At 73.0% G+C, this 23,002-nt stretch carries 21 protein-coding genes; 7 read left to right on the forward strand and 14 right to left on the reverse strand.

What is annotated here, in order from left to right:
- The first annotated feature begins 76 nt into the window (after positions 1-76).
- Positions 77-355, forward strand: coding sequence for an acyl carrier protein (locus AB0C22_RS24480; protein WP_219460528.1), 279 nt, complete (start codon positions 77-79; stop codon positions 353-355).
- 178 nt (positions 356-533) lie between these two features.
- Here the strand turns inward: AB0C22_RS24480 and AB0C22_RS24485 are convergent, their stop codons facing one another.
- Entirely contained in the window at positions 534-7,016 is a 6,483-nt protein-coding gene (locus AB0C22_RS24485; protein ID WP_357537225.1) for a type I polyketide synthase, read from the reverse strand.
- Between the two features lie 287 nt (positions 7,017-7,303).
- Between AB0C22_RS24485 and AB0C22_RS24490 the strand changes: the two genes are divergently transcribed.
- The 5 genes from AB0C22_RS24490 (at position 7,304) to AB0C22_RS24510 (ending at position 11,799) form a co-directional block, all read left to right on the forward strand.
- A complete protein-coding gene (locus tag AB0C22_RS24490; RefSeq protein WP_219460522.1) occupies positions 7,304-7,534 on the forward strand; it encodes a hypothetical protein in 231 nt (76 codons plus the stop codon).
- A 176-nt stretch (positions 7,535-7,710) separates the two neighbouring features.
- Positions 7,711-8,532: a glycosyltransferase domain-containing protein gene (locus tag AB0C22_RS24495; protein WP_219460519.1), complete on the forward strand. Its 822-nt coding sequence runs from the start codon at positions 7,711-7,713 to the stop codon at positions 8,530-8,532.
- Complete coding sequence (locus AB0C22_RS24500) at positions 8,529-9,227, forward strand: class I SAM-dependent methyltransferase (protein ID WP_219460515.1); 699 nt, start codon at positions 8,529-8,531, stop codon at positions 9,225-9,227. Before AB0C22_RS24495 ends, AB0C22_RS24500 begins: the two co-directional genes overlap by 4 nt.
- A gap of 190 nt (positions 9,228-9,417) precedes the next feature.
- Positions 9,418-10,839, forward strand: a complete 1,422-nt coding sequence (locus tag AB0C22_RS24505) for a DHA2 family efflux MFS transporter permease subunit (protein WP_219460511.1) — start codon at positions 9,418-9,420, stop codon at positions 10,837-10,839.
- Between the two features lie 9 nt (positions 10,840-10,848).
- Positions 10,849-11,799 (forward strand): hypothetical protein, encoded by a 951-nt coding sequence (locus tag AB0C22_RS24510; protein WP_219460508.1) that lies wholly within the window; start codon positions 10,849-10,851, stop codon positions 11,797-11,799.
- A 6-nt stretch (positions 11,800-11,805) separates the two neighbouring features.
- Here AB0C22_RS24510 and AB0C22_RS24515 read toward each other — a convergent pair whose 3' ends face one another.
- From AB0C22_RS24515 to AB0C22_RS24540, 6 genes are all read right to left on the reverse strand, one after another.
- On the reverse strand, positions 11,806-12,066 hold the full coding sequence (locus tag AB0C22_RS24515; protein ID WP_219460505.1) for a hypothetical protein: 261 nt from the start codon (positions 12,064-12,066) through the stop codon (positions 11,806-11,808).
- Positions 12,067-12,241: 175 nt separating this feature from the next.
- Complete coding sequence (locus tag AB0C22_RS24520; RefSeq protein ID WP_219460501.1) at positions 12,242-12,502, reverse strand: hypothetical protein; 261 nt, start codon at positions 12,500-12,502, stop codon at positions 12,242-12,244.
- Between the two features lie 136 nt (positions 12,503-12,638).
- Complete coding sequence (locus tag AB0C22_RS24525) at positions 12,639-13,049, reverse strand: hypothetical protein (protein WP_219460498.1); 411 nt, start codon at positions 13,047-13,049, stop codon at positions 12,639-12,641.
- A 216-nt stretch (positions 13,050-13,265) separates the two neighbouring features.
- Positions 13,266-13,940 carry a hypothetical protein gene (locus AB0C22_RS24530; protein ID WP_219460495.1) on the reverse strand — a complete coding sequence of 225 codons (675 nt, stop codon included), beginning with the start codon at positions 13,938-13,940 and terminating at the stop codon, positions 13,266-13,268.
- 136 nt (positions 13,941-14,076) lie between these two features.
- Positions 14,077-14,655, reverse strand: coding sequence for a TetR/AcrR family transcriptional regulator (locus AB0C22_RS24535; RefSeq protein WP_219460494.1), 579 nt, complete (start codon positions 14,653-14,655; stop codon positions 14,077-14,079).
- A 13-nt stretch (positions 14,656-14,668) separates the two neighbouring features.
- Complete coding sequence (locus AB0C22_RS24540; protein WP_219460491.1) at positions 14,669-16,177, reverse strand: MFS transporter; 1,509 nt, start codon at positions 16,175-16,177, stop codon at positions 14,669-14,671.
- Positions 16,178-16,352: 175 nt separating this feature from the next.
- Between AB0C22_RS24540 and AB0C22_RS24545 the strand changes: the two genes are divergently transcribed.
- Positions 16,353-16,745, forward strand: a complete 393-nt coding sequence (locus AB0C22_RS24545; RefSeq protein ID WP_219460487.1) for a nuclear transport factor 2 family protein — start codon at positions 16,353-16,355, stop codon at positions 16,743-16,745.
- Positions 16,746-16,813: 68 nt separating this feature from the next.
- Here the strand turns inward: AB0C22_RS24545 and AB0C22_RS24550 are convergent, their stop codons facing one another.
- The 7 genes from AB0C22_RS24550 to AB0C22_RS24580 all read right to left on the reverse strand — a co-directional run bounded on the left by AB0C22_RS24550 (position 16,814) and on the right by AB0C22_RS24580 (position 22,929).
- Positions 16,814-17,695 carry a fructosamine kinase family protein gene (locus AB0C22_RS24550; protein WP_219460483.1) on the reverse strand — a complete coding sequence of 294 codons (882 nt, stop codon included), beginning with the start codon at positions 17,693-17,695 and terminating at the stop codon, positions 16,814-16,816.
- 156 nt (positions 17,696-17,851) lie between these two features.
- Entirely contained in the window at positions 17,852-18,496 is a 645-nt protein-coding gene (locus AB0C22_RS24555) for a hypothetical protein (protein WP_219460477.1), read from the reverse strand.
- Between the two features lie 84 nt (positions 18,497-18,580).
- A complete protein-coding gene (locus AB0C22_RS24560; RefSeq protein WP_219460474.1) occupies positions 18,581-18,976 on the reverse strand; it encodes a hypothetical protein in 396 nt (131 codons plus the stop codon).
- 35 nt (positions 18,977-19,011) lie between these two features.
- Positions 19,012-19,824 (reverse strand): ABC transporter ATP-binding protein, encoded by an 813-nt coding sequence (locus AB0C22_RS24565; RefSeq protein WP_208570525.1) that lies wholly within the window; start codon positions 19,822-19,824, stop codon positions 19,012-19,014.
- Positions 19,821-20,855: an iron chelate uptake ABC transporter family permease subunit gene (locus AB0C22_RS24570; RefSeq protein WP_357537231.1), complete on the reverse strand. Its 1,035-nt coding sequence runs from the start codon at positions 20,853-20,855 to the stop codon at positions 19,821-19,823. The genes AB0C22_RS24565 and AB0C22_RS24570 overlap by 4 nt, the downstream gene beginning before the upstream one ends.
- Complete coding sequence (locus tag AB0C22_RS24575; RefSeq protein WP_357537233.1) at positions 20,852-21,892, reverse strand: iron ABC transporter permease; 1,041 nt, start codon at positions 21,890-21,892, stop codon at positions 20,852-20,854. Before AB0C22_RS24575 ends, AB0C22_RS24570 begins: the two co-directional genes overlap by 4 nt.
- On the reverse strand, positions 21,892-22,929 hold the full coding sequence (locus tag AB0C22_RS24580) for an iron-siderophore ABC transporter substrate-binding protein (RefSeq protein WP_357537235.1): 1,038 nt from the start codon (positions 22,927-22,929) through the stop codon (positions 21,892-21,894). Before AB0C22_RS24580 ends, AB0C22_RS24575 begins: the two co-directional genes overlap by 1 nt.
- Positions 22,930-23,002 lie beyond the last annotated feature (73 nt).

Raw genomic sequence — 23,002 nt, forward strand, 5'->3', positions numbered from 1 at the left:
TCCGGAGAATGTGCGACCGGTCCACCGAGGACGCCGCCCCGCCACTCCCTGCCACCCGAGAGAAGGTAGCTGAACCATGTCAGCCGACGAGGTCCTCGCGTTCACCATGCAGGCGCTGCGGGAGATGAACTTCTACACCGACGACACCGGCCCCGACTCGATGCTCGGACCGTCCGGCGTCGACCTCGACTCGCTCGCCGTGTCCGAGCTCGCGCTGCGGGTCGAGGACCAGTTCGGCGTGACGTTCGACGACGACGACATCGAGACGCTGGCCATCATGACGCTGGGCGAGTTCGCCGCGGAGGTGGCCAAGCGGGCAGAGCTGATCCCGCAGGCCGACGCGGCGCGCGGCTGACGGGCGGTCCGACACCCGGCTCGACGACAGGCTCTACCGCACGACCACGGTGGCGGTGACCGGCACGCTCGCGGTCACCGCCACCGCCCGTACCGGACCAGTCCGCCCCGGGGCCACCGCGTCGGGCGGACGGCGTCGGGCCGCACGGGCGGCAGGTGGTACGGCGGGCCACGCCCGGTCAGTGGCGGCCCGGGTCGCCCAGCTGGCTGAACACCTCGCCGGCCAGGTCGGCGACGCTGTGGCCACCGAGCATCTTCGCGATCGGCAGCATCATGCCCAGGTCACGTTGGACCCGGGTGCGGACCTCCACGGCCATCAGCGAGTCCAGGCCCTGCCGCTTGAGCGGACGCCGGGGGTGCACCTGGGCCGACGGCATGCCCAGCACCTCCGCGAGGACCCCTGCCAGGTAACGCTGCACCGCGTCCTGGTCGGTCAGCGTGTCCGCCACCCCGGGAGCCGCCACCTGACCGACGCCCGGTCCCACCGGTACGGAACCCGTGGCGCTGGCGACGGCGGTGACGGGGGCAGCGGGGACGTGGGCCGTGACCTCGGGGACCGGGGTGCCGGTGTCCGTGGGTCGGTGCGTGGGCGGCGTCGCGGGCGACGGCGACCACGGCACTGCGGGTGCCGGGGTCGCAGCGGTGGTGGGCTCGGCGAGCAGGTCACGCAGCAGCGGCGAGGCCGCCGCGTCCGGATGCGCCGTCGCCCACCGCCGCCAGTCCGCAGGCAGCACCACGCCATGGGTGGCGTCCCTGGCCAGCAGCAGGCGCAGGGCCTCGATGCCCTCCCGAGGGCTGAACGTGTCCATCCCGGCGGGATTGATCGCCCGACCCTGCTGACGACCGACCCGCGCCGGCATGCCGACCGACCAGAAACCCCAGTTCACGCTGAGCGCGGTCGCCCCGGCGAGGCGGCGTTGGTCGGCCAGTGAGTCCAGGGCGGCGTTCGCGGCGGCGTACGCGCCGAGCATCGGGGAGCTGAGCACCGCCGAGCCGGAGGAGAACAGCACGAAGAAGTCCAGCGGCCGCTCGGCGAACAGCCGGTGCAGCACGGCCGCACCGGTGACCTTCGGGCGCAGGACCGCCGACAGCACCCCGTCGTCCAGCTCGGACAGTGCGCCGTACTCGATGACTCCGGCCGCGTGCACCACGCCCCGGATCGCCGGGCCGTCCTGCTCGTGGTGGCGCAGGACCGCCCGCATCGCCTCCTCGTCGGCCACGTCGACCGCCTCGTACGCCACCCGCACCCCGTGCCGTCGCAGGTCAGCCAGCCAGCCTTCGCCGCCGGTCCGGTCGAGCGGGGTCCGCCCGGTCAGCACGACGTGCCGGGCACCCTCGCGGACCAGCCAGTCCGTGACCACCCGGCCGAGGTCGCCCAGCCCGCCGGTGACCAGGTAGCCGGCGGCCGGATCGAGCCGGACCGGCCGGTGCGGGGCGGCGACCTCGACCGCTGCGGGCGCGGTCAGTTCCGCCGTGGACACCAGCACCTTGCCGATGTGCCGGGCCTGCGCCAGGTGCCGGAACGCCCCGACCAGCTCGGCAGCGGGGAAGACCCGGTGCGGCAGCGGTTCGAGCAGACCGGCCTGCACCAGGGCCAGGGTCTCCTCCAGGATCGCGCCGAGGCGGCGCGGGTCACTGAGCCCGAGATCCACCACGTCTACCACGAAGAACGAGGCGCCCCGGGCCAGCAGCCGCAGGTCCAACCGGGTGCCCTCGACCAGGTCACGGCGGCTCAGCTCGACGTAGCGCCCCCGGTCGGCCAGCAGCTCCACACTCTTGAGCAGGCCCTCCCCCGCCAGCGTGTTGAGCACCACGTCGACGCCCTCGCCCCGGGTGGCTTCCCGGATCTCGTCGGCGAACCCGGTGCTGCGCGAGTCGGACACGTGCGCGACACCCATCATCCGCAGCAGCGCCCGCTTCTCCGGGCTGCCCGCGGTGGCGTACACCTCGGCGCCACGCCAGCGGGCCACCTGCACCGCGGCCAGGCCGACCCCGCCGGTGGCGTGGTGGATCAGCACCCGCTCGCCCGGCCGCACCTGGGCCAGGTGCACCAGCGACTGGTAGGCGGTGACCAGGGCGACCGGCACGGTGGCCGCCTCCTGCGGGGTGAGCCGGGCCGGCCGCCGGCGTACCAGGTGCGCGTTGACGCACAGGTAGCTGGCGGCGGGCGTCTCCAGTGCGACCGCCACCACCTCGTCACCGGGCCGCAGCCCGGCCACGCCCGGTCCGACCCGGGTGACCGTGCCGGCGCACTCACCGATCACGGTCGCGGGTCGGTCGGACAGGCTCGGATACATGTCCATCGCGACCAGCACGTCGCGGTAGTTCAACGCGAGGTAGTCGGCACGCACCTCCACCTCGCCCGGCCCCGGCGCGCGCCGCGGCACCGGCACCAGGCGCATCCCGTCCAGCATGCCGGGCACGGTGGCCTGCACCTGGTGGGCGACCTCGACGCCGTCCGGCCGACGGACGCCGACGGAGCTGGACCGCAGCCGCGCCGCGTACCGCCGGTCGCCCCGCAGCGCCACCTGGTCCTCCGGGCCGGCACCGGCCAACTCCCGGCCCAACGCGGCGGCGAGTTCGGCCGGCGACCCCGCCGGGTCCAGGTCGACCAGGGCACAGCGCAGATCCCGGTGCTCGTGGGCGAGCACCCTGCCCAGCCCCCAGACGGCACCCTGCCACATCGACACGCTGCGGTCCGTGTCCCCCGCCCGGTGCGCGCCCCGGGTCACCAGGGTCAGCCGGGGCGGCTCGGCCAGGCCGGCGTCGGCGAGGGCCCGCAGCAGGCGCAGGATGCTGGCACAGCCGAGACGCTCGGCGTCCTGCGCCTGCCGCTGCACCGGGGCCGAGTCGTCGGGCTGGTCCACGTCCAGCGCCCAGAGGTGCACCACCTCGGTCGGCGTCAGGCCGTCGAAGTCGGCCCGCACGTCGGCGAGCAACCGGCGGTACTGCGCCGGTGCGGTCGGGTCGATCTCGTAGTGGTCGGCTGCCAGCCGCCGGTAGCCGGTGCCCGCGAACACCCGCACCTCGGCGTCGAGCGCGCCGCCGACGCCGGTCCGGTCGGCGAGGACCAGGCGGCGGTCGCCCGGCCGCGGCACGTCGGACAGCGCCGGCAGCGGCTGCCACCGCAGCTCGTGGAACCAGCCGTCGGGGTCACGTACCGAGTCCGGCGGTTGTAGGTACTGCAGGCGCAGTCCGTTGATCTCCACGATCACCCGGCCGTCCGCGTCGGACACCACCAGGTCGCCGCAGACCGAGTCGGAGCGCCAGGCGGTGACCGCGACGGCGTGCGCCCAGGCGGGTGTGCCGGGATCCGGGTGGATCGACAACTCGTCGATGCTGCCCAGGACGAACGCCGACGACCGGTCCCCGGCCGGGATCAGCGACGCGAGCACCTGCCCGCACGCGTCCAGCAGCGCCGGGTGGCAGGTGTACCCGCTCGGGTCGACCCCGGCGGGCACCTGGATGCGGCCCAACGCCTGACCGTCGCCCAGCCAGAGCTCCGCGACGCCCTGGAACGCGCCCCGCCACTCGTTGCCCCGCTCGGCGAAACGCCGGTAGAAGTCCGCGCCGGTGAGGTGGTCGGGGCAGGCCGCCCGGATCGTGTCCAGCGGCAGCGTGCGCCGCCCGGCGGGTGGGGTCCGGGTCACCGTGCCGGTGACGTGGGTCGCCTCCGCACCGGTCACCGCGAAGTCCCAGGTGTCCGGCCCGCGCGGGGTGAACGTCGTGGCCAGGGCGGGTGCCGGCTGGTCCGGGCGCAGGAACAGCGCGTCGACGTACCGGATGTCGCGCAGGACGGGCGTCTGCCCGCCGCAGATCCCGTCGGCGGCGGCGTGCACCATCTCCGCGTACGCCGTGCCGGGCACGACCACGGTGCCCTGCACCTGATGGTCGAGCAGGTAACGCTCGCGGGTGAGGTCGACGACCCGCTCCACCCGGTGCGGGGCCGGCCGGCCGGCTACGGGCGGGACGAGCCAGTACCGCTGGCGCTGCCAGGGGTAGGACGGCAGTCGCACGTAGCGGGGCGGCGGCCCGCCGGACACCCGGTGCCAGTCGACCGGGCACCCGGCCCGGTGCAGGGCGCCGACGGTGTCGAGCAGGCTGGCCCGTTCCGGCTCGTCGCGGCGCAGGCAGCCGACGGCGGCACCGCCGGACCCGGCGAGGGCCAGGGCCTCCCGGATGGCCGGCAACAGGACGGGGTGCGGGCTGATCTCCACGAACACCGTCTCGCCCCGCCCGGCCAGGTGTGCCACCGCGCCGCCGAAGCGCACCGGCTCACGCAGGTTGCGTACCCAGTAGGCCGCGTCCCACCCGGAGCCGTCGCACGGCGCGTCGTCCACGGTGGAGTGCAACGGGGTACGCCCCGCGCGGGGCGCGATGTCGCCGAGGCAGGCCAGCAGCTCCTCGCGCAGCTGCTCCATCTGCGGGCTGTGCGAGGCGACGTCCACCTTCACCTGGCGGCAGAACACGCCGCGCCCCTCGAGGTCCGCGACGATGGCGGTCAGGGCCTGCGGGTCGCCGGAGAGGACCGTCGAGCCGGGGCTGTTGCTCACCGCCACGCCCACCAGGTGCTCGTGGCCGGCCAGCGCGGCCTGCGCGTCGGTGACGGACAGCTCCACCGAGTACATGGCGCCCTGCCCGGCGACCGTCTTCAGCAGCCGACTACGCCGGCAGATCACCGCTGCGGCGTCGGCGAGGCTGAGCGCGCCCGACGCGCATGCCGCGGCCACCTCGCCCATGCTGTGCCCCACCACGTGGTCCGGCTCGACGCCCCAGTCGCGCAGCAGCGCGCACAGGGCGGTCTGCATCGCCCACAGGGTCGGCTGGATCGTGTCGATCGACGCCGGGGCGTCCGCCTCGCCGGTCAGCCGGGCCAGCAGCGACCAGCCGGTCTCGGCCCGGACCGCCTCGTCGCAGCGGGTGAGCATGTCGCGGAAGACCGGCGAGCCGGCCAGCAACTCGCGCCCCATGCCGTCCCACTGCGAGCCCTGGCCGGGGAAGACGAAGACGACCGCCGGCCGGTCGCCCTCCACCGGCGCCGACGCGGTGACGCCCAGCCGGGGCCGGGACTCACCGGCGGCGTACGCCCGCAGCCGCTCGACCAGCTCGTCCGGCGACGTGCCGACGGCGGTCAGCCGGTGCTCATGGTGGTCGCGCCGGGTGGCCGCGCTGAAACACACGTCGCGCAGCGGCAGTTCCCGCCCGGCACCACCCGGTTCGAGAAAGCGTGCGTACCCGGTGGCGAGCGCGGCGAGCGCGTCCGGGTCGGGTGCGGAGAGCACCAGCAGCTGCGCCTCGTCCCCGTCGGCAGGTGCGGGTGCGGGTGCGGCCGGTGGGTACCCGCCGAGCACCACGTGGGCGTTGGTGCCGGAGATGCCGAACGAACTGACCCCGACCAGGCCCGGCCGGTCGGTCTGCGGCCACGGGGTGCGTTCGCGCACCAGCCGCAGCCGCAGGCCCGTCCAGTCGACCGCGCCGGTCAGCTCCTCGGCGTGCAGGCTCGGCGGGATCTCCCGGTGCTGGAGGGCGAGCACCGCCTTGATCACCCCGGCCAGCCCGGCGGCCGCCTCGGTGTGGCCGATGTTCGTCTTGACCGAGCCGACCAGACACGGCGACCGCCCGTCCCGACCCTCGCCGGTCACCACGCCGAGGGCCCTCAGCTCCACCGGGTCACCGGCCGCCGTCCCGGTGCCGTGCGCCTCGACGTAGTCCACCAGCCCGGCCGACACGCCCGCGTCGGCGTACGCCGCGCGCAGCGTCTCCTCCTGGCCCGGCTGGGACGGCGTGAGCAGGTACCCGCCGGACTGGCCGTCGTTGCCGACCGCGGACCCGTAGATCACCGCGTGGATCGCGTCGCCGTCCGCCTCGGCCCGGTCCAGCGGCTTGAGCACCAGCACGGCGACCCCCTCGCTGCGGACGAAGCCGTCGCCGTGGGCGCTGCCGAACTTGCACCGGCCGTCGGGCGCGAGCATCCTGGCCGCGGAGAACGGGATGGTCTCCTCGGGAGAGAGGACCAGGTTCACCCCGCCGGCCAACGCCAGCTGGGTCTCCCCGTTGCGGACGCTCTGGTAGGCCAGGTGCAGCGCCGCCAGGCTGGAGGAGCAGGCGCAGTCCACCGCCATGCTGGGGCCGCGCAGATCGAAGGCGAACGACACCCGTCCGGCCAGGAAGCTGCGGGCACCGCCAGTCGCCGCGTGCAGGTCCAGCACCGACGCGTCACTGAGCAGGTGCCCGTAGGCGGAGGACATGCCGCCGATGTAGACACCGGTGCGGGTCGTGGACAACCGCTCGCGGGTCAGGCCCGCGTCGGCGAGCGCCTCGGCCGCGGTCTCCAGCAGCAGGCGCTGCTGGGGGTCCATCCGCTCCGCCTCCCGGGGCGCCACCCCGAAGTAGCCGGCGTCGAACTGGTCGATCTGGTCGAGGAAGCCGCCCCGGCGGCTGATGATCCGGTTCGGCGTGCCCGGTCGCGGGTCGTGGTAGGCGTCGATGTCGTACCGGCTGGCCGGCACCTCGGTGATCGCGTCACCGCCACCGCTGAGCAGTTGCCAGAGCTGCGCCGGTCCGTCGGCCCCCGGGAAGCGGCAGCCGATGCCCACCACGGCGACCGGAGTCCCGGTCGGTTTCCCGACCTGCGACCGTGCCGACTCGCCCCGTCCGGTCATCCGGCCCGCCTCTCTCGGCATCGTGTGATGGCTGCGACCCGAGTCTCCCGGCCACCACTAGGAAATGGCTTGAGAAACTACGGACATCAATGGTCAGACACGCTTGCCTCTCGGTCGGGACCATCGGCGTGAGGCCCCAATTCCCCTCTTCTGCGGGTGCAGATGAAATTCGGATCCTCGGTCCACTGGTCCTCAGGGGTGCGAATCCGCCGGTCAGCGCACAGACCACGCTGTAGACGTACGTCCTGCAGGTCCGCAAGTGCCTGGGCCGACTGCTGGACGCCGCGGTGACCGAGGTCGCCCGGCGTCTGCTGGTCACCTTGGCCGGCGGATACCGGCTGGGGCTCGACACCAGCGAGTTGGACCTGCGGACCTTCGAGCAGCTCGCCACGACCGGGCGGCGCTCCCTCGCGGCCGGCGAGCACGTCGCGGCGGCGGCGAGCCGGCTCCTCGACCACCTCGTACGTCGCCAGGCCCCCGGGCGGCGGTGCGGGAACCCCGTCGACCACTGCGCTTGAGAACGGCTCGACAACAGCTCTTGCGGGCGGCGGGGGTGGGTGGCGCTGCTCGACAGCGACCATGGTGGATAGATAGTTTGGCAGCCGGTCGACCCCCGCCCAGCTCGGGCAGCCGTCCCAGCGCGCGTCCGGTGCGGTCCCACGCCACGATCCGCCAGCACGATTGGACGCCGAAGATGAGGGTCATCACCATCGCCACCGACCTCGAACATCCCTTCCTACGCAGACTGCTGGAACCGTCCTGCGCGGCTGCGGGACTCAGGCTGGTCGTCCTGGAGGGCACGCAGAAGGGTTTCCGGCCGAGGGACAAGCGCGCGTTACTGACCGAATACCTCGACCGGCACGTGGCGCCCGACGAGTTGGTGATGTTCACCGACGCGTACGACACGCTCTTCCTGCGGGGGGCGGATCACATCCTCGACACGTACGCGGGCTTCCCGCAGCGTGTCGTGTTCAGTGCCGAGTCGAACTGCTGGCCGCTGGGCAACGTCGGCCTCGCCCTGCACGACAGCCCGCCCGTGCGCCCGTACCCCTATCTCAACAGCGGTGGCTTCATCGGGCCGGCCGGAGACATCGTGGCCCTCTCCGCGAAGTACCCGAAGCCCCCCAGCGAGCACTTTCCCCTCCTGGGTCGCCTGAGGGCGCACGGCGTCGACCCGGACCGGCTGCACGCCACCAGCGACCAGTACCACTGGATGCTCGTCCAGCTCCTCGAACCGGACACCGTCGGGCTCGACCACGGCGCGGTCCTGTTCGAGAACTTCGCCCCGGCGGTCGCGAACTTCTGTGAGCTGTCCCGCTGGACGAGTGACTTCCGCACCAACGGCCGGCAGGCGGCCAGCTACCGACGGGAGCGTACGAGGCTCGAGTCGCGGTTGCAGTCACCAAGCGGCGCCGCCCAGGTGCACTTCGCCTCCGCCCTGGCCAAGACGGTGGTCCTCGACCTCCTCGACGAGGGGCAGCTGCCCTCCTGGCTGGCGGGGGTGTTGCCGCGGTGAGCGCCCGGCCGGAATACGAGGAGCGCCACCGCCCCTCCCTGCAACGCAACGAACTCCAACGCAACGACCTGCTGGCCATGCAGGCACTGGCCCCGCTGTCGCTGACGTACCTGCCGTGGAGCGCGAGCGCCATGCGGCCGAGCGGAGTCGTCGCGGTGCTCAACGAGATCCTGGTCAACCAGCGTCGGTCCGTCGTCGAGCTGGGCAGTGGCGTCTCCACCTTCTACATCGGCCGGCTCCTGCGGCAGCGGGGCGGGCACCTGTGGACCGTGGAGCACGACGAACGCTGGGCGGAACTGCTCGGTCAGGAGCTGGCGCGCGAGGGCCTCGGCGACGTGGTGACCGTGGTGCACGCCCCCCTGGTGCCTGTGGAGTCCCGCTGGCCGGACGAGGAGTCGACCTGGTACGAGCAGCGCCGTCTCGCGGAGATGACCGCGGGCCGGGCCGTCGACCTGCTCCTCGTCGACGGACCTCCCGCCTACCAGGCGGCGAACGCGCACGCCCGTCATCCCGCCGGGCCCTTCTTCGCCGCGCGGTTCGCCGAGGACTTCGCCGTCGTGCTCGACGACATCGACCGGCGTGGTGAACAGGACATCATGCGGTGCTGGGAAGACGAGATCGGGGTGACGTTCGAGCACCGCCCGACCAACGGCCGGATCGGCATCGGCCGGCCCGGACCGGCATTCACCGTGTAGGAACGGGCCGACCACCGCGCCCGCCGAGCGCCCCGGCCGGTCACCCGCAGCCGGGTGCGGACCGGGAACAAGCCCCGCACCGCCGCAGCGACGCCCGGCTCCGGCTTGACCTGGAGCGCACTCGAATACCTAGCATCACCCCGGTCACGACGTGACATCAGATGATGACCGTACGTATCGGGAGAACCTGGTGAGCGAGCTCAGCCCACGCCGTCGCACCCTGGTGCTGGCGATCTGCTGCGCCAGCATGGTCCTGGTGGTGGTGGACATCTCCATCGTCAACACCGCCCTGCCCCGCATCCGCGACGACCTGGCCGCCACGGTGACCGGCCTGCAGTGGATCATCGACGCCTACACACTGGTGCTGGCCGCCTTCCTCCTGCTGGCCGGTTCCACGGCGGACCGGGTCGGTCGGCGGCGGGTCTTCCAGACCGGCCTCCTCATGTTCGGCGTCGGCTCGCTGCTGTGTGGCGTGTCGCCGGGCATCGGCTGGTTGATCGCGGCGCGGGCCGTGCAGGCCATCGGCGCGACCATGCTGAACCCCGTGGCGATGGCGATCGTCGCGAACACCTTCACCGTCCCCGCCGAACGGGCCAGGGCCATCGGCGTCTTCGGTTCGATGTCCGGCCTGTCGCTCGCGCTGGGCCCCGTCCTCGGCGGTGCGCTGATCGACGGCTTCGGCTGGCGCTCCGTCTTCTGGATCAATGTGCCGTTGGCGCTCGTCGCGTTCGCCCTCACCGCGAGGTACGTGCCGGAGTCGCGCGCGCCGCGGCCCCGCCGGTTCGACCCGGTCGGCCAGCTCCTGGTGATCGTGGTGCTCGGCAGCGTCGTCTACGCGGTCATCGGGTCCAACCGGCAGGGCTGGACGGCACCGGTCATCCTGGGGCTGCTCGTCGCCGCCGCGCTGGCCACGGTCGGCCTCGTCGGGTACGAGGCCCGCCGGGTCGATCCACTGCTGGAGTGGCGGCTGTTCCGCAGCGTGCCGTTCAGCTCGGCGATCCTGATGGCCCTGTTCGCGCTCTGCGCCTTCGGGGCCTTCCTGTTCGTGACCACGCTCTACCTCCAGCACGTCCGCGGCATGTCGGCGCTGACCGCCGGGCTCAGCCTGCTGCCGCTCGGTGCGTCGATCGCGCTGCTCTCGCCGTACACCGGGACGGTGGTCGGGGCCCGTGGGCCGCGCCTGCCGCTGCTCGCCTCGGGGACGGCGCTCACGCTGGGCGGCCTCACGTCCCTGCTGATCGGGCCGGCCACCCCGCTCGTCGCCGTGCTCGCGAGCTATCTGCTCTTCGGAATCTTCCAGGGCACCCTCAACCCGCCGGTCACCAACACCGCGGTCTCCGGGATGCCGCGTTCGATGGCGGGCCTGGCCACCTCACTCGCCTCGGCGGGCCGTCAGACCGGCACCACCCTGGGGGTCGCGATCGCCGGCACGATGGTGGGCTCGGTCGGTGACGGCACCTCGTTCACCGACTCCACCCGGCCGGTGTGGTGGCTGGTGTCCGGTCTCGGCGTGGGCATCGCCGCCCTGGCGCTGCTCAGCACCGGACGGTGGGCGAGGGGCACCGCTTCGCGGGCCGCCACGCGGTTCGGTGCCGTCGGTCGGGTTGGTTAGCATCGGGCCATGATCGAGGAGCTGGTCCGGAAGGTGTCCGCCGGTGACGACGACGCGGTCGAGGAGTTGTCCCTGATCGCGGACACCGAGCCGGGCAGGCTGACGCCGCACCTGAGCTCGCTTCTCGACCACGACGTGCTGTGGCCGGGAAAGCTGTACCGGGCGGCGGACGCCGACGTGGTCCGCCGGGTCGTCGCGCGTGTCGACGGCGGGCGGACACCGGAGCAGCTCAACCACCTGCTGGTCGTCCTGGCGCACACCGCCCACCCGCTGGCCGAGGACGCCCTACGTCGCTGGTCGGCTCAGCCCCCGCCCGGCGCGGACACGCTGCACGTCGACATCCTGGACTACGCGTCCGAGGGCGGCTGGACGGTCGACCCGCAGGGCCACCGGCGCGACCTGTGCGGGGACACCGCGTACCGGTGGCTCATGCGCGAGGCACCACGGCGGCCGGACGTGGCGATCTGCCCGTGGTGCGCGTCGCCGCTGTGGACGGCTGCGGACCTCGACCCGGCGGACCCCGCCGTCGGTGTCGCGTTGGCGCACACCGGCTGGTCCGGTCGCCTGGTGATCGAGACGTGCCACTTCTGCGCCTGTTACACGACGCTGTACAGCCGGGTCACGCCGGACGGCGGCACCGGCTGGTGGACCGGTAACACCCGCCCCGACCATCTCGGTCCCGCCGGGACGGAGGATCCGCCCGCGCTGCTGCCGGTCCCCGGGGAAGCCCAGGAGAGCCCCTATCAGGCCAGCGCGTGGGACCGGGGCGGTTCGACGCTTGGTGGCCGGCCCGACTGGATCCAGGACGCCGACCACCCCGACTGCCCCGGGTGCCGGCAGCCGATGGACTACGTCGGTCTGGTCGGCGGCGCGGACCTGGACGAGTACGGCGAGGGCGCCTACTACCTGCACCTGCACCGGCCGTGCGGGTTCGCCGCCGTCAACTACCAGCAGAGCTGACCTGCGTCACCCCTGCCGCTCAGCGGCGCTGCGGTGCAGGCGGGCGGCGACGGCGGCACCGATGGTGCCCGTGGGGGTCGTGACGACGACCATGACGCCCATCGTCACGCGGTGGGCGGCACGGGGAGAAGGACCGGTTCGGGCGCGATCATCACCCTGGCGCTGCCGACCGGTCACCCGCTCACCGCGCCGCCACGGCTGCGGCTGGCCGACATCGAGGCCGGGCACCAGCAGGTCGTCCCCGGCGCGTACGTCTACGTCCGCCACGGTGAGCAGCGGCCACCGTTCGCGGACATGGTGCAGATGCTGCGGCAGATCGAACTCGGACGGATGGTCGCGCTGCTGCCCGCCTCGGTGGCCGCCCGGGCGTACCGGACGGGTGCGGTGAACCCGTCCGGTACGCCCGGGCGGGCCGTGGGCCGGGGCCGCCCGTCGTCGGGGCTCAGCCCGCGATCGAGGCCCGGAAGTACCAGCCGTTGTACTGGCTGTCGGGCAGGGTGCGGTAGACGCAGTTGCTGGCCACCTCGCCCCAGTAGCTGGCGTCGATGCGCCACTGCTCGCACTCCTCGTACGTGGCGAAGGCCCCGTTCCAGTCGAACGGCACGGCGGCGGCCGGGGCCGGCTGGACGGTGAAACTGACGGCGGCCGCCGCGGTGGCGACCACCGCGAGTCGGGTGAACCGGCGGCGCATCGGCTGGGGCATGGGGGTCCTTCCGCAGGGGTGACGGGACTGTGACCGATCGTAGATCCACAGTGGCCGATCGCTGATCCACCGTTCGGGCAGGCCCCGGGGACCCGACGCGGGACGGCCGGGCCGCCCTGCGCCGGCACGGGAGGTGTCAGTCGTGGACGCCGACGTGGAAGTTGAAGACCGCACCGTTGCGGGTGAGGGTGAGGTTCCACTTCCCGCCGTTCTTCAGCACCACCGGGTTGACGGTCGGATACCGCTGGAGGAACCAGTCCTCCAACTGCTGCGCCTGCGCGGCGGCGAGCACCCCGACCTCCCCGATCGCCGCTGCCTGGTGCGGTTCCTGGTTGCAGCCGGCGTTGAACCGGTAGCTGGTGTCGCGGTTCCACCGGCCGCTGCCGAGCATCGTGACCGTCACCGGGCCGGAGTGCTGGAACGCCAACTGCGGGACCGCGGGGTCGGCGACGACCACGCCGGGTGGTGTCTCCAGGGACGGGAACGGCACGGCCACCGTCTCGATGACGGCCTGCGATGCCCAGTTGAAGTCGACCTCGAACGGCATGCCCATCCTCCTGACCGGGGTGTCCCGTCCGCCGGCCTGTCGCGACGGCACGTCGACGTGACCCATCATGGGTGGGACCCGAAGTCACATGGCGGCTACTGTCCGTGCCCGGACACTGCCGGCCAACCGACAGCGTCCGGCACGGACCCGGCCCCGGCGGGCGGTGGCGACGCCGACCGTCGGTTGACGGATCGGTCGTCGCGCCACCGGCCGTCGTCAGCAGGCGGCGCGCTGGCCGGAGTAGTGGACGCCGATCCGGCCGACCACGGTCAGGTCGGTCAGGGCGGTGTCGGCGGCGCGGTTGACGTAGCAGGAGTACCGGTGCTGGTTGATCACCTCAAGGTGGATGTGCGCGCCGCTGTCCCCGTTGACCTGGTAGCAGCTGGAGTACCGGAACCGGCCGGTCTCACCGAGCTTGGTCCACGGGCCGACCGAGGCCCCGACGACGACACCGCCGGGTTTGTCGTTCACGTGCATCACGTCCGCCCGGCCGATGATCCCACCGGTCGTGGTGTCCCGGGCTTCGAGTCCGATCCGGTAGCCGCCGTCGGCGAGGTTGCCGGTCGCGCAGCCCGGACGGACGGTGACCACGGTGACCGCGACCGGGTGCCCGGCCGCCGTCTTGGTGCCGAACGGGGAGACGACGGTGGCTCCCGGGTTGCGGTAGATGTCGACCGCCCAGTCGTTGGTGTAGCCCCAGTTGCCGAACACGATGTGGTGGTTGGCCGGCCCGGACCCGCCGAACCTGTTCCAGGTGGACGAGTCCTGGATCGGTGGGTACACCGCGATCGCGTCGGCGGTGTCGTGCGCGGCGGCCGGGGTCGCCGGTACGGCGACGGCTCCCAGCACGAGCGCGAGCGCGCCGAGCGTACGGGCGATACGGAACCTCATCGTGCCTCCGAAAGGGTGTGCGGAGCGGAACGAAACCACCTCGCCGATCGACGAGAGTGGATGAGGATACCGCCGGTGGCGGGACGTCGACAGCCGCCGACATCGCGGCCGTGACGGGCCGTGCGGGTCGCCCGGCTCAGGGCGTGAGCGTCTCCCACAGGTGCGGGTTCCGGGTCAGGTGCAGCAGCCGCTCCACCAGCCGTCGGTGGGCCGGGGTGTGCGTCGGGGCGCCCCACAACGGCGCGGTGCTCATGCCGTCCGCCGCCGCCACCACGAGCGCCAGCACCTCGGCGGGCAGCCCGTCGGCGGCGAGGGCCGCCTCCAGCCGTTCCGCGTCGGCCCGGGCGAGTTCGGCGACCGCGGGCACCGTCATGAGCTGGGTGATCAGCGACAGCGATGCGCGTACCGTGGCGTCGTCGGCGGGCGCCACCGCCGCGCGCAGGTAGGCCCGGGTCAGTCGTCCCGGTGCGGTGTCGCTGGGGTCCAGCGCGGCGTCGATGCTCGCCTGGAAGGCGGCGAGCTGATCGCGGGCCAACTCGGCGATCAACTCGTCCTTGCTGGCGAAGTGGTAGATCAGCCCACCCTTGGACACCCCGGCGAAGCGGGCGATGTCGTCCAGCGAGGCGTGGATCCCCCGGGCGCGCACGGCGTCCGCGGCGGCGTCCAGCAGGGCACGTCGGGTGGCCTGCGGCGACCGGCCGGCGGTACGTCCCACGGCGACACCGTACCTACGGCCGGGGCGGGCGCGGCGACGGGATCAGCGCCCACGCCAGCACGGCCGCGCCGAGGGTCAGCACCGCCGCGACCGACGAGCTGACCTGCACTCCGGTGATGAAGGCGTCCCGCGCACCGGCGGTGGACTGCGGCGGGAGCACCTGCAACGCCGAGCCCAGCGAGTCACGGACCCGGGCCGCGTCCCCGGCCGGCAGTCCGGCCGGCACGCTCACCGCGTGGCGGTAGACCAGCGACAGCAGGGAGCCCAGCACCGCGATGCCCAGCACCACACCGAGTTCGTTGGCGGTCTCGGTGATCGCCGAGACGGAACCGGCCTTGCGTGGTGGCGCGGCCGAGAGGATGGCGTCGCCGGTCAGCGTCATCGCCAGTCCGATGCCGAGGCCGATCGGCACCAGCGCCAACCCGAGCCAGAGGTACGGCGCGTGCGCGGCCGCCGCCACCGCGCCCAGCCCCGCGGCGGCGAGGCCCAGGCCGAGCGCGATGGCCCGGCCCCGGCCGAACCGGGCCACGACCAACGCGATGATCACGACGACGACGATCGAGGCCAGGGTGGCGGGCAACTCGGCCAGACCCGCCTGCAACGGGCTGAACCCCCGGGCGAACTGGAGGTACTGCGAGAAGAAGAAGAGCATGCCGACCAGTGCGAAGATGGCGATCACGTTGGCGACGACCGCCCCGACGAACGCCGGGTTGCCGAACAGTTCGACGTCGAGCATGGGCTGTTCCAGCCGCCGCTGCCGCCTGACGAACAGCACGCCGGCGACCAGCCCGGCCAGCAGGCAGGCCACGGTCACGCCGTCGAGGCCGGCCCCGACCACGTGCTTGACGGCGTACACCAGGGGCACGACCGCCGTCATGGACAGCACGGCGGAGAGCACGTCGAAGCGGCCCGGTCGCGGGTCCCGGGACTCCGGGAGCAGCAGCAGACCGGAGACCACCACCAGGACCATCACGGGCACGTTGATGAGGAACACCGAGCCCCACCAGAAGTGTTCCAGCAGGAACCCGCCCACCAGCGGCCCGATCGCCGACCCGGCCCCGAAGGCGGTGGACCAGATGGCGATGGCCCGGGTCCGTTCGCCGCTGTCGGGGAAGATGTTGCGGATCAGCGACAGGGTGGACGGCATCAGCGTCGCGCCGGCCACACCGAGCAGCAGACGCGCCCCGATCAGCGCGGGCGCGCTGGGGGCGAACGCGGCCAGCAGCGATGCCGCACCGAAGGCCACCGAACCGATCAGCAGGACCCGTTTGCGTCCGAACCGGTCGGCCAGGTTGCCCATCAGCACCAGCAGCCCCGCCAGGGTCAGCGAGTAGATGTCACCGATCCAGAGGACCTGTTCCGCGGTCGGTGCCAGGCTCGCGGTCAGCGCCGGCACCGCCAGGGAGAGCACCGTCCCGTCGACGGCGAGCAGCAGCACCGCCGCGGCCAGCACGGCCAGCGCCGCCCACCGTCGGCGGGTCGACAGCGCCGCTGCGGCGACCGGGGTCGAGGGCGTGATCATGCCGGAACTGTACCGACCAGCCGGTACAGTTTGTCAGGGTGACGTACCGCACTCCCGCCTGTCGGCCTTCCCGGCCGCTCCCGGCGCGATCGCGGCGGCAGCGCCGCCGGTCCGCTGCCCGCGGTGTGGGCGGTGTGCGGCACTCCATCGTCTGCCGGATGGCAGGGTGGGGCGCATGGACAGGAAGCATGTCGACGACTGGCTCGTCGCCTACGAGCGGGCCTGGCGGACGCCGGGTACGGACACCCTCGGCGCGCTCTTCACCGAGGACGCGAGCTACCAGCAGGGGCCCTACCTGACCCCCGTGGTGGGTCTGCCGGCCATCGCCCGGATGTGGGAGGCGCAGCGCAAGGGCCCCGACGAGGTGTTCCGGATGACCAGCGCGATCGTCGCGGTCGACGGCGACACCGCCGTGTCCCGCCACGAGGTGCACTACGGCGACCCGGTCAGGCAGGAGTACCGCGACCTGTGGGTGATGCGCTTCGCCGACGACGGGCGGTGCCGGTCGTTCGAGGAATGGCCGTTCTGGCCGGATCGGCAGCCGCCCGCGGTGCCGTCGGGATCGTGACGGCGCCCGGCCGCCCGGGTCGGCCGCCGGCTCCCGGGACGTTCCCGGTGCTCGACGATCGCGGCCGGTCAGGCCCGCGACCGGAACGGGGCGAGCGTGGCGCGGATCGTCTCGGCGGCACCCCAGTCGTCGTCGAACTGGGCCAGCACCGCCAGGTGTTGCCGCAGTTGGATGATCGGCATGCGGTCCCGCCAGTCGGCGTCGAGGCCGGTCAGCTCGGCATAGACGGCGAAGAACCGACGCGACTGCGGTGGCGCAGCCGTGGTCCACAGGTGGGCCAGGTCCACCTCAGCCCACAGGTACGACACCGCCGGGTCGATCAACGCCGCCTGTCCGTCCCCGGTGGACAGCACGTTCTGCGACCAGAGGTCGCCGTGCGTCAGGCACGCCGGCCGGTCCGGCAGCAGCTCGGGCAGCCGGGCGCACAGCCGTTGCATCGCGGCCCGGTCGGCGGCACCGAGCGCCGCCTCGACCCGGGGCTCGGAGAGCCAGCGCAGCAGACGGCGTTCGGCGAAGAAGGCAAAGCCGTCGTCGGCCCAGGTGTTGACCTGCCGGCGACGCCCCAACCAGTTGTCGCGGTGCCAGCCGAAGCGGGGATGGACGGTGCTGGTGTGCAGGTGGGCGAGCGCGTGAGCGAACCGCTCCCAGAAGGCCCCGTCCTGCGGCCTCGGCGACAACAGCGACAGCACCAGCAGTTCGTGGTTCGCCACGAGCACGTCGGGGGTCGCCAGGCCGCCCAGTTCCCGCAGGGCCGTCAGCCCGTCGGCCTCCGCGACGAACGCGTCGCCGTCGGGTGGATCGGCGAAGGTCTTGACGAAGACCGGTGGCGCGTCCCTGCGGTGGGCGATCCCGGCGAGCGCGGCGAGGCCACCGCTCACCGGCTCGACCGTGACGACGTCCCCGATCCCGGCCCGCACCAACCGTTCGGCGAGCAGTTCCGTCGCGGGCATCGGTGCGCTCCGTCCGGGTCGGGGGTGCGGCGGGTCCACCATGGCATTCCCCGTCGCGCACCGCAGCCCCGCCGGCCGGTCGACGCCGCACGGGCACGACCCGGGTGGCGCGGGTACGCCGGACCGAACCGGGTGGCTGGCCCGGCCCGGCCCCGGTCACCCGCCGGTGCCCTCCTGCGCGCCGTCGTGCTGGTCGCCGTCCAGGTAGACGTGCTGGTGGCCGTGGCCGGCGTCGACGTTGACCTGATCGAGTTGGGTAGCGGCGACGGACCAGGCGGCGGCGGCCTGCTCCGCCTGCCGTTTCGCCAGTGCCGTCAGCGCCGCCCGCTGCCCGGGTGGCCCGGTGACCGCGAGGAGGTACGACTCGACGGCCAGGGACGTCTGCTCCACGGCACCACGCAGACCACCGCGTGCCACGTTGGTCGCCGTGCTGCCCGACGGTGGGTCGGCGAACGGCTCCGCCGCCCGCAGCACGGTCTGCTGCCACTGGCGTGCCTGCTGCTGGTCGGCGGTCGGCCCGGCCCGCAGGGCGTCGAGCACGGGGGTGATCTCGTCGCGGAGGCGTCGGGCGGTGGCCGTCAGCTCGGTGATCTGCTGGGCGTCCCGCTTCGCCTCGGCCCGGCGCAGGTCGGCGATGGCCGACTCGGTGGCGTCCGGTCGACCGACCGTGTATCCGATGCCGCCACCGACCAGGGCGACGACCAGCCCGATCGCGGCGACGACGGCGAGCCGGGACGGCCGGCGGCGTGGTGAAGGCGACGCGGCCAGCAGATACGAGGGCCTACCGGTACGACGCGACACGTCATCTCCCTGCTCGACGGGGACTGGTCGCAGCATAGTGCCGTCCGGCCGGCGGCGGGTCGGCCGTTTGCCGACCCGCCGGGGTCACCGCAGCGCCACCACTGCGTCGGTGCCCCCCTGGTGACGCAGCACGGTCTCCGGTGCCGGATCGTGGCGCAGCAGCGTGTGCCGGATGAGGTCGGTGCCGGCGGCGAGATCGTCGAAGACCGCGATGTCCACGCTGACGGCGTGGGTGACGTAGCCACCGGAGGCGTCCCGGCGCATGCTGCTGCCACTCTGCTCGGCGTGGCCCAGGCCCCGGTCGCGCAGCGCCCGGTCGAGGTCGCGGGTCACCGTGGTGGCGTACCCGCGCGAATCGGGCCGTCCGCCGACCTCCAGGTGCAGGTCCAGCCGGTAGCGGCGGGCCACCCGCAGCGCACTCGGGCCGAACCACCGGGTGCAGATCCACGACGGCGAGGGTGGGACAGGGGACCTCCGCAACCCGTACCGGCCGACCGGGAGGGCTCGTCGTGGGGCTAGGTGCGAGCGGCCGAGACGTGATGGCGACCGATCGGCAGCATCAACGGCCGGCCGGAGACCGGATCGACGATGACCCGACTGTCCAGGCCGAAGACGGCCCGGACGCACTCCTCGGTCAGCACCTCGGTCGGCGGCCCCGCCGCGTACAGGCCACCGTCGGCCAGCGCGATGAGGTGGCCGGCGTAGCGGGCGGCCATGTTCAGGTCGTGCAGCACCATCACGATCGTGGTGCCGCGTGTGGCGTTGAGGTCGGTGAGCAGGTCGAGCACCTCGACCTGGTGGCTGACGTCGAGGAAGGTGGTCGGCTCGTCGAGCAGCAGCAGTTCGGTCTGTTGGGCCAGCGCCATCGCGATCCACACCCGTTGCCGCTGCCCGCCGGAGAGTTCGTCGACCGACCGGTCGGCCAGGTCGGCGGTGTGGGTGGCGTCGAGGGCGGCGGCCACCGCACGGTCGTCGTCCCCGCTCCAGCGCGACAGCAGTCGCTGGTGCGGGTTGCGGCCCCGACCGACCAGGTCGGCCACGGTGATGCCCTCCGGGGCGATCGGTGACTGGGGCAGCAGGCCGAGGGTGCGGGCCAGCTCCTTGGCCGGCGTCCGGTGCACCTGCCGGCCGTCGAGCAGGACGTGACCGGCGCGCGGGGCGAGCAGTCGCGACATCGACCGCAGCAGCGTCGATTTCCCGCAGGCGTTGGCGCCGACGATCGCGGTGATCCGGCCGGGCGGGACGAGCAGGTCGAGCGATTCGATGACGACGCGGTCGCCGTAGCCGACGGTCAGTTTCTCCGTCGTCAGGGCGTGGTCGGTGGTCACAGCGAGCCTCCGGCGCGGTTCGTGCGGACGAGCAGGTAGATGAGGTACGGGGCACCGAGCACCCCGGTGATCACCCCCACCGGGAAGCGGATGTCGAAGGCGAACTGGCCGAGGAAGTCGGCGACCAGCACCAGCAACGCGCCGACGAGGGCGGACGGCACCAGCGGTGAGCCGCCGGCGCCGACCAGCCGGGCGGCGATCGGCCCGGCCAGGAAGGCCACGAACGCGATCGGCCCGGTGGCCGAGGTGGCGAACGCGATCAGGCCGACGGCCGCGACGATCGAGACCAGCCGGGTACGTTCCAGCCGGGTGCCGAGCGCCGCGGCGGTGTCGTCGCCGAGTTGCAGCATGGTCAGGTTCCGGGCCTGGCTCAGCAGCACCGGGCCGAACAGGGCCAGCGCGGCCAGCACCGGAACGGTCTCGTCCCAGGTGGAGCCGTTGAGACTGCCGTTGAGCCAGCGGGTCGCCGCCTGCAGGTCCCACTGGCCGGCCTGGTTGAGGACGTACGAGGTGGCGCTGTTGAGCATGGCGGCGATGCCGATGCCGATCAGCACCAGCCGGGTGCCGGCCACCCCGTCGGTGAACGACAGCAGGTAGATGAGCACGGCGACGCCGAGCGCGGCGACGATGGCGAAGATCGAGACGCCGGTCTCGCCGAGGCCGAGCACGATGATGCCGAAGGCCGCTGCGGCGCTCGCCGCCGAGCTGATGCCGATGATGTCGGGGCTGGCCAGCGGGTTGCGCAACATGGTCTGGAAGGTGACGCCGCCCATGCCGAAGCAGAGCCCGGTCGCCAGGGCCAGGACGGTGCGGGGCAGCCGGAGTTCACCGACGGTGAACGACGCGCCGGGCACGGTCTCGCCGAGGATCACCCGCAGCACGTCGCCGGGCGGGTAGAACGTCTGCCCGACCATCAGCGAGACGACGACCAGCGCGGCCACCGCCGCCGAGAGTGCGGTCAGCACGGCACGGCGTCGTCGGCTGCGCCGGACCCGGCCGCGGGTGACGGCCCTCAGGGTCGTGGTGCTCACAGTTCGCGTACCTTCTGCCGGCGGACGATGTAGATGAAGAAGGGGGCGCCGATCAGGGCGGTGATGATCCCGGCCTCGATCTCGTCGGGGCGGTTCACCACCCGTCCGGCGACGTCCGCGACGGTCAGCAGCACCGCGCCGACCAGGGTCGCGAACGGCAGCAGCCAACGGTGGTCGAGTCCGACGAGCAGCCGGCACAGGTGCGGGACGATCAGGCCGACGAAGGCGATCGGTCCGGCGACCGCGGTGGCCGCGCCGCAGAGCACCACCGCGCCGGCGGCGGCGATCCCGCGGACCAGGGCGACGCGTTCGCCGAGGCCGGCGGCGAGTTCGTCGCCGAGCGCGAGGGAGTTGAGTGCCCGGGCGCACAGCAGGCAGCTGGCCAGCCCGGCGAGCAGGAACGGCAGGACCTGGCCGATGCTGTCCCAGTTGGCCCCGCCGACGCCGCCGACCTGCCAGGACTGGAAGTTCTCGGCGATGTCGCCACGCGGCAGCACGACCGCGACCACCAGCGAGGCGAGGGCGGCGGAGGTGGCCGCACCGGCCAGGGCGATCTTGAGGGGGGTGGCGCCGCCGCGACCGAGCGAGCCGACCGCGTAGACGAACAGCGCGGACACCGCCGCTCCGGCGATGGCGACCCAGATGTACATGGTGGCGGTGTACAGGCCGACGGTGGTCATGGCGACGGCGATGGCGAGCATCGCGCCCATGTTCACCCCGAGGATGCCCGGGTCGGCGAGCGGGTTGCGGGTGACGCCCTGCATCACGGCCCCGGACAGGGCCAGTGCCGCGCCGACCAGGGCCGCGAGCACCGTCCGGGGCAGGCGTTTGACCACGGCCGCCTGGTCGAGGGTGTCGTGGGTGCCGCCGAGTGCGGCGGTGATGTCGGCCCAGCCGACGATCCGGGAACCGAAGGCGACCGACGCGATCAGGGCCAGCGTCAGCGCGGCGAGGACGACCAGGAGCCAGGTCAGGCGGGTCCGGGCCGGACGTCGCAGCAGGGCGACGTCCGGCCCGGAGGTGGTTGCACCGGTCATCAGAGCTTGTCGGCGGCTTTGCCGAGCAGGTCGACGTAGTCCTTGAGGACGAACGAGACGCCCAGGGGTGTCGGGTTGGCGGCGGTGGCGACGGGGGTGCTGCCGGGCAGCGAGACGAAGGAGCCGCGCTTGATCGCGGGAATCTTGGACAGCAGCGGGTCCTTCTGGAGGGTGGCCAGGGTGGTGCCGTCGGCGTCGCCGTAGGTCACGATGATGTCGACGTCGCTGAGGTTCTGCACCTGCTCGGCGCTCTGGGTGAGGCTGAACTCCTTGGTCGCGGCGGAGGCCTTCGCGATGCTCTGCGGGTGCGTCATGCCGAGGTCGGTGAAGAACTGGGCCCGGGTGTCGTTCGTGGTGTAGAAGCTGATCTTGCTGAGGTCGGTCGGGTCGAGGTGGGTCAGGAACATCGCCGACCGGCCGGCCAGCTTCGGGTAGCGGGCGGCCTCGTCCTTCATCTGCTTCTCGATCTTCGCGATCAACGCGTCACCCTCGGTGGCCAGGCCGAGGGCCTTGCTCTCCAGCTTGATGCTGTCGCGCCACGAGGTGGCCCAGGGCGCCTGCGGGTACGCGACGACCGGCGCGATCTTCGTCAGGGTGTCGTAGTCCTGTTTGGTCAGGCCGGAGTACGCGGCCAGGATGACGTCCGGCCTGGTGTTCGCCACCGCCTCGAAGTCGATGCCGTCGGTCTCGTCGAACAGCACCGGGGTCGACGCGCCGAGTTCCTTGAGTCGTGCGGCGTCCCAGGGCAGCAGCCCGTCGCCGTCCTCGTCGCCGAAGTTGGCCTTGGCGTAGCCGACCGGGACGACGCCCAGGGCGAGGGGGACCTCGTGGTTGGCCCAGTTGACGGTGGCGACCCGCTCCGGCTTCTTGTCGATCGTGGTGGTGCCCAGCGCGTGGGTGACGGTGAGCGGGAAGGTCGCCGTCGCGGGCCCGGACGCGGCGGGCTTCCCGTCGGGGTCGGACGACCCGCCGCAGGCGGCGAGGGCGAGCGTGGTGGCGACCGCGACGATTCCGGTGAGCAACCGGGAGGGGCGCATACGGAGTACTCCAACTCACATAGTAAGGACAGGCTTACCTAATACTTGATCGGTAAAGTACTCCACGTTCCTG

The organism is Micromonospora sp. NPDC048894 (genome assembly GCF_040649765.1).
GTDB classification, from domain to species: domain Bacteria; phylum Actinomycetota; class Actinomycetes; order Mycobacteriales; family Micromonosporaceae; genus Micromonospora; species Micromonospora antibiotica.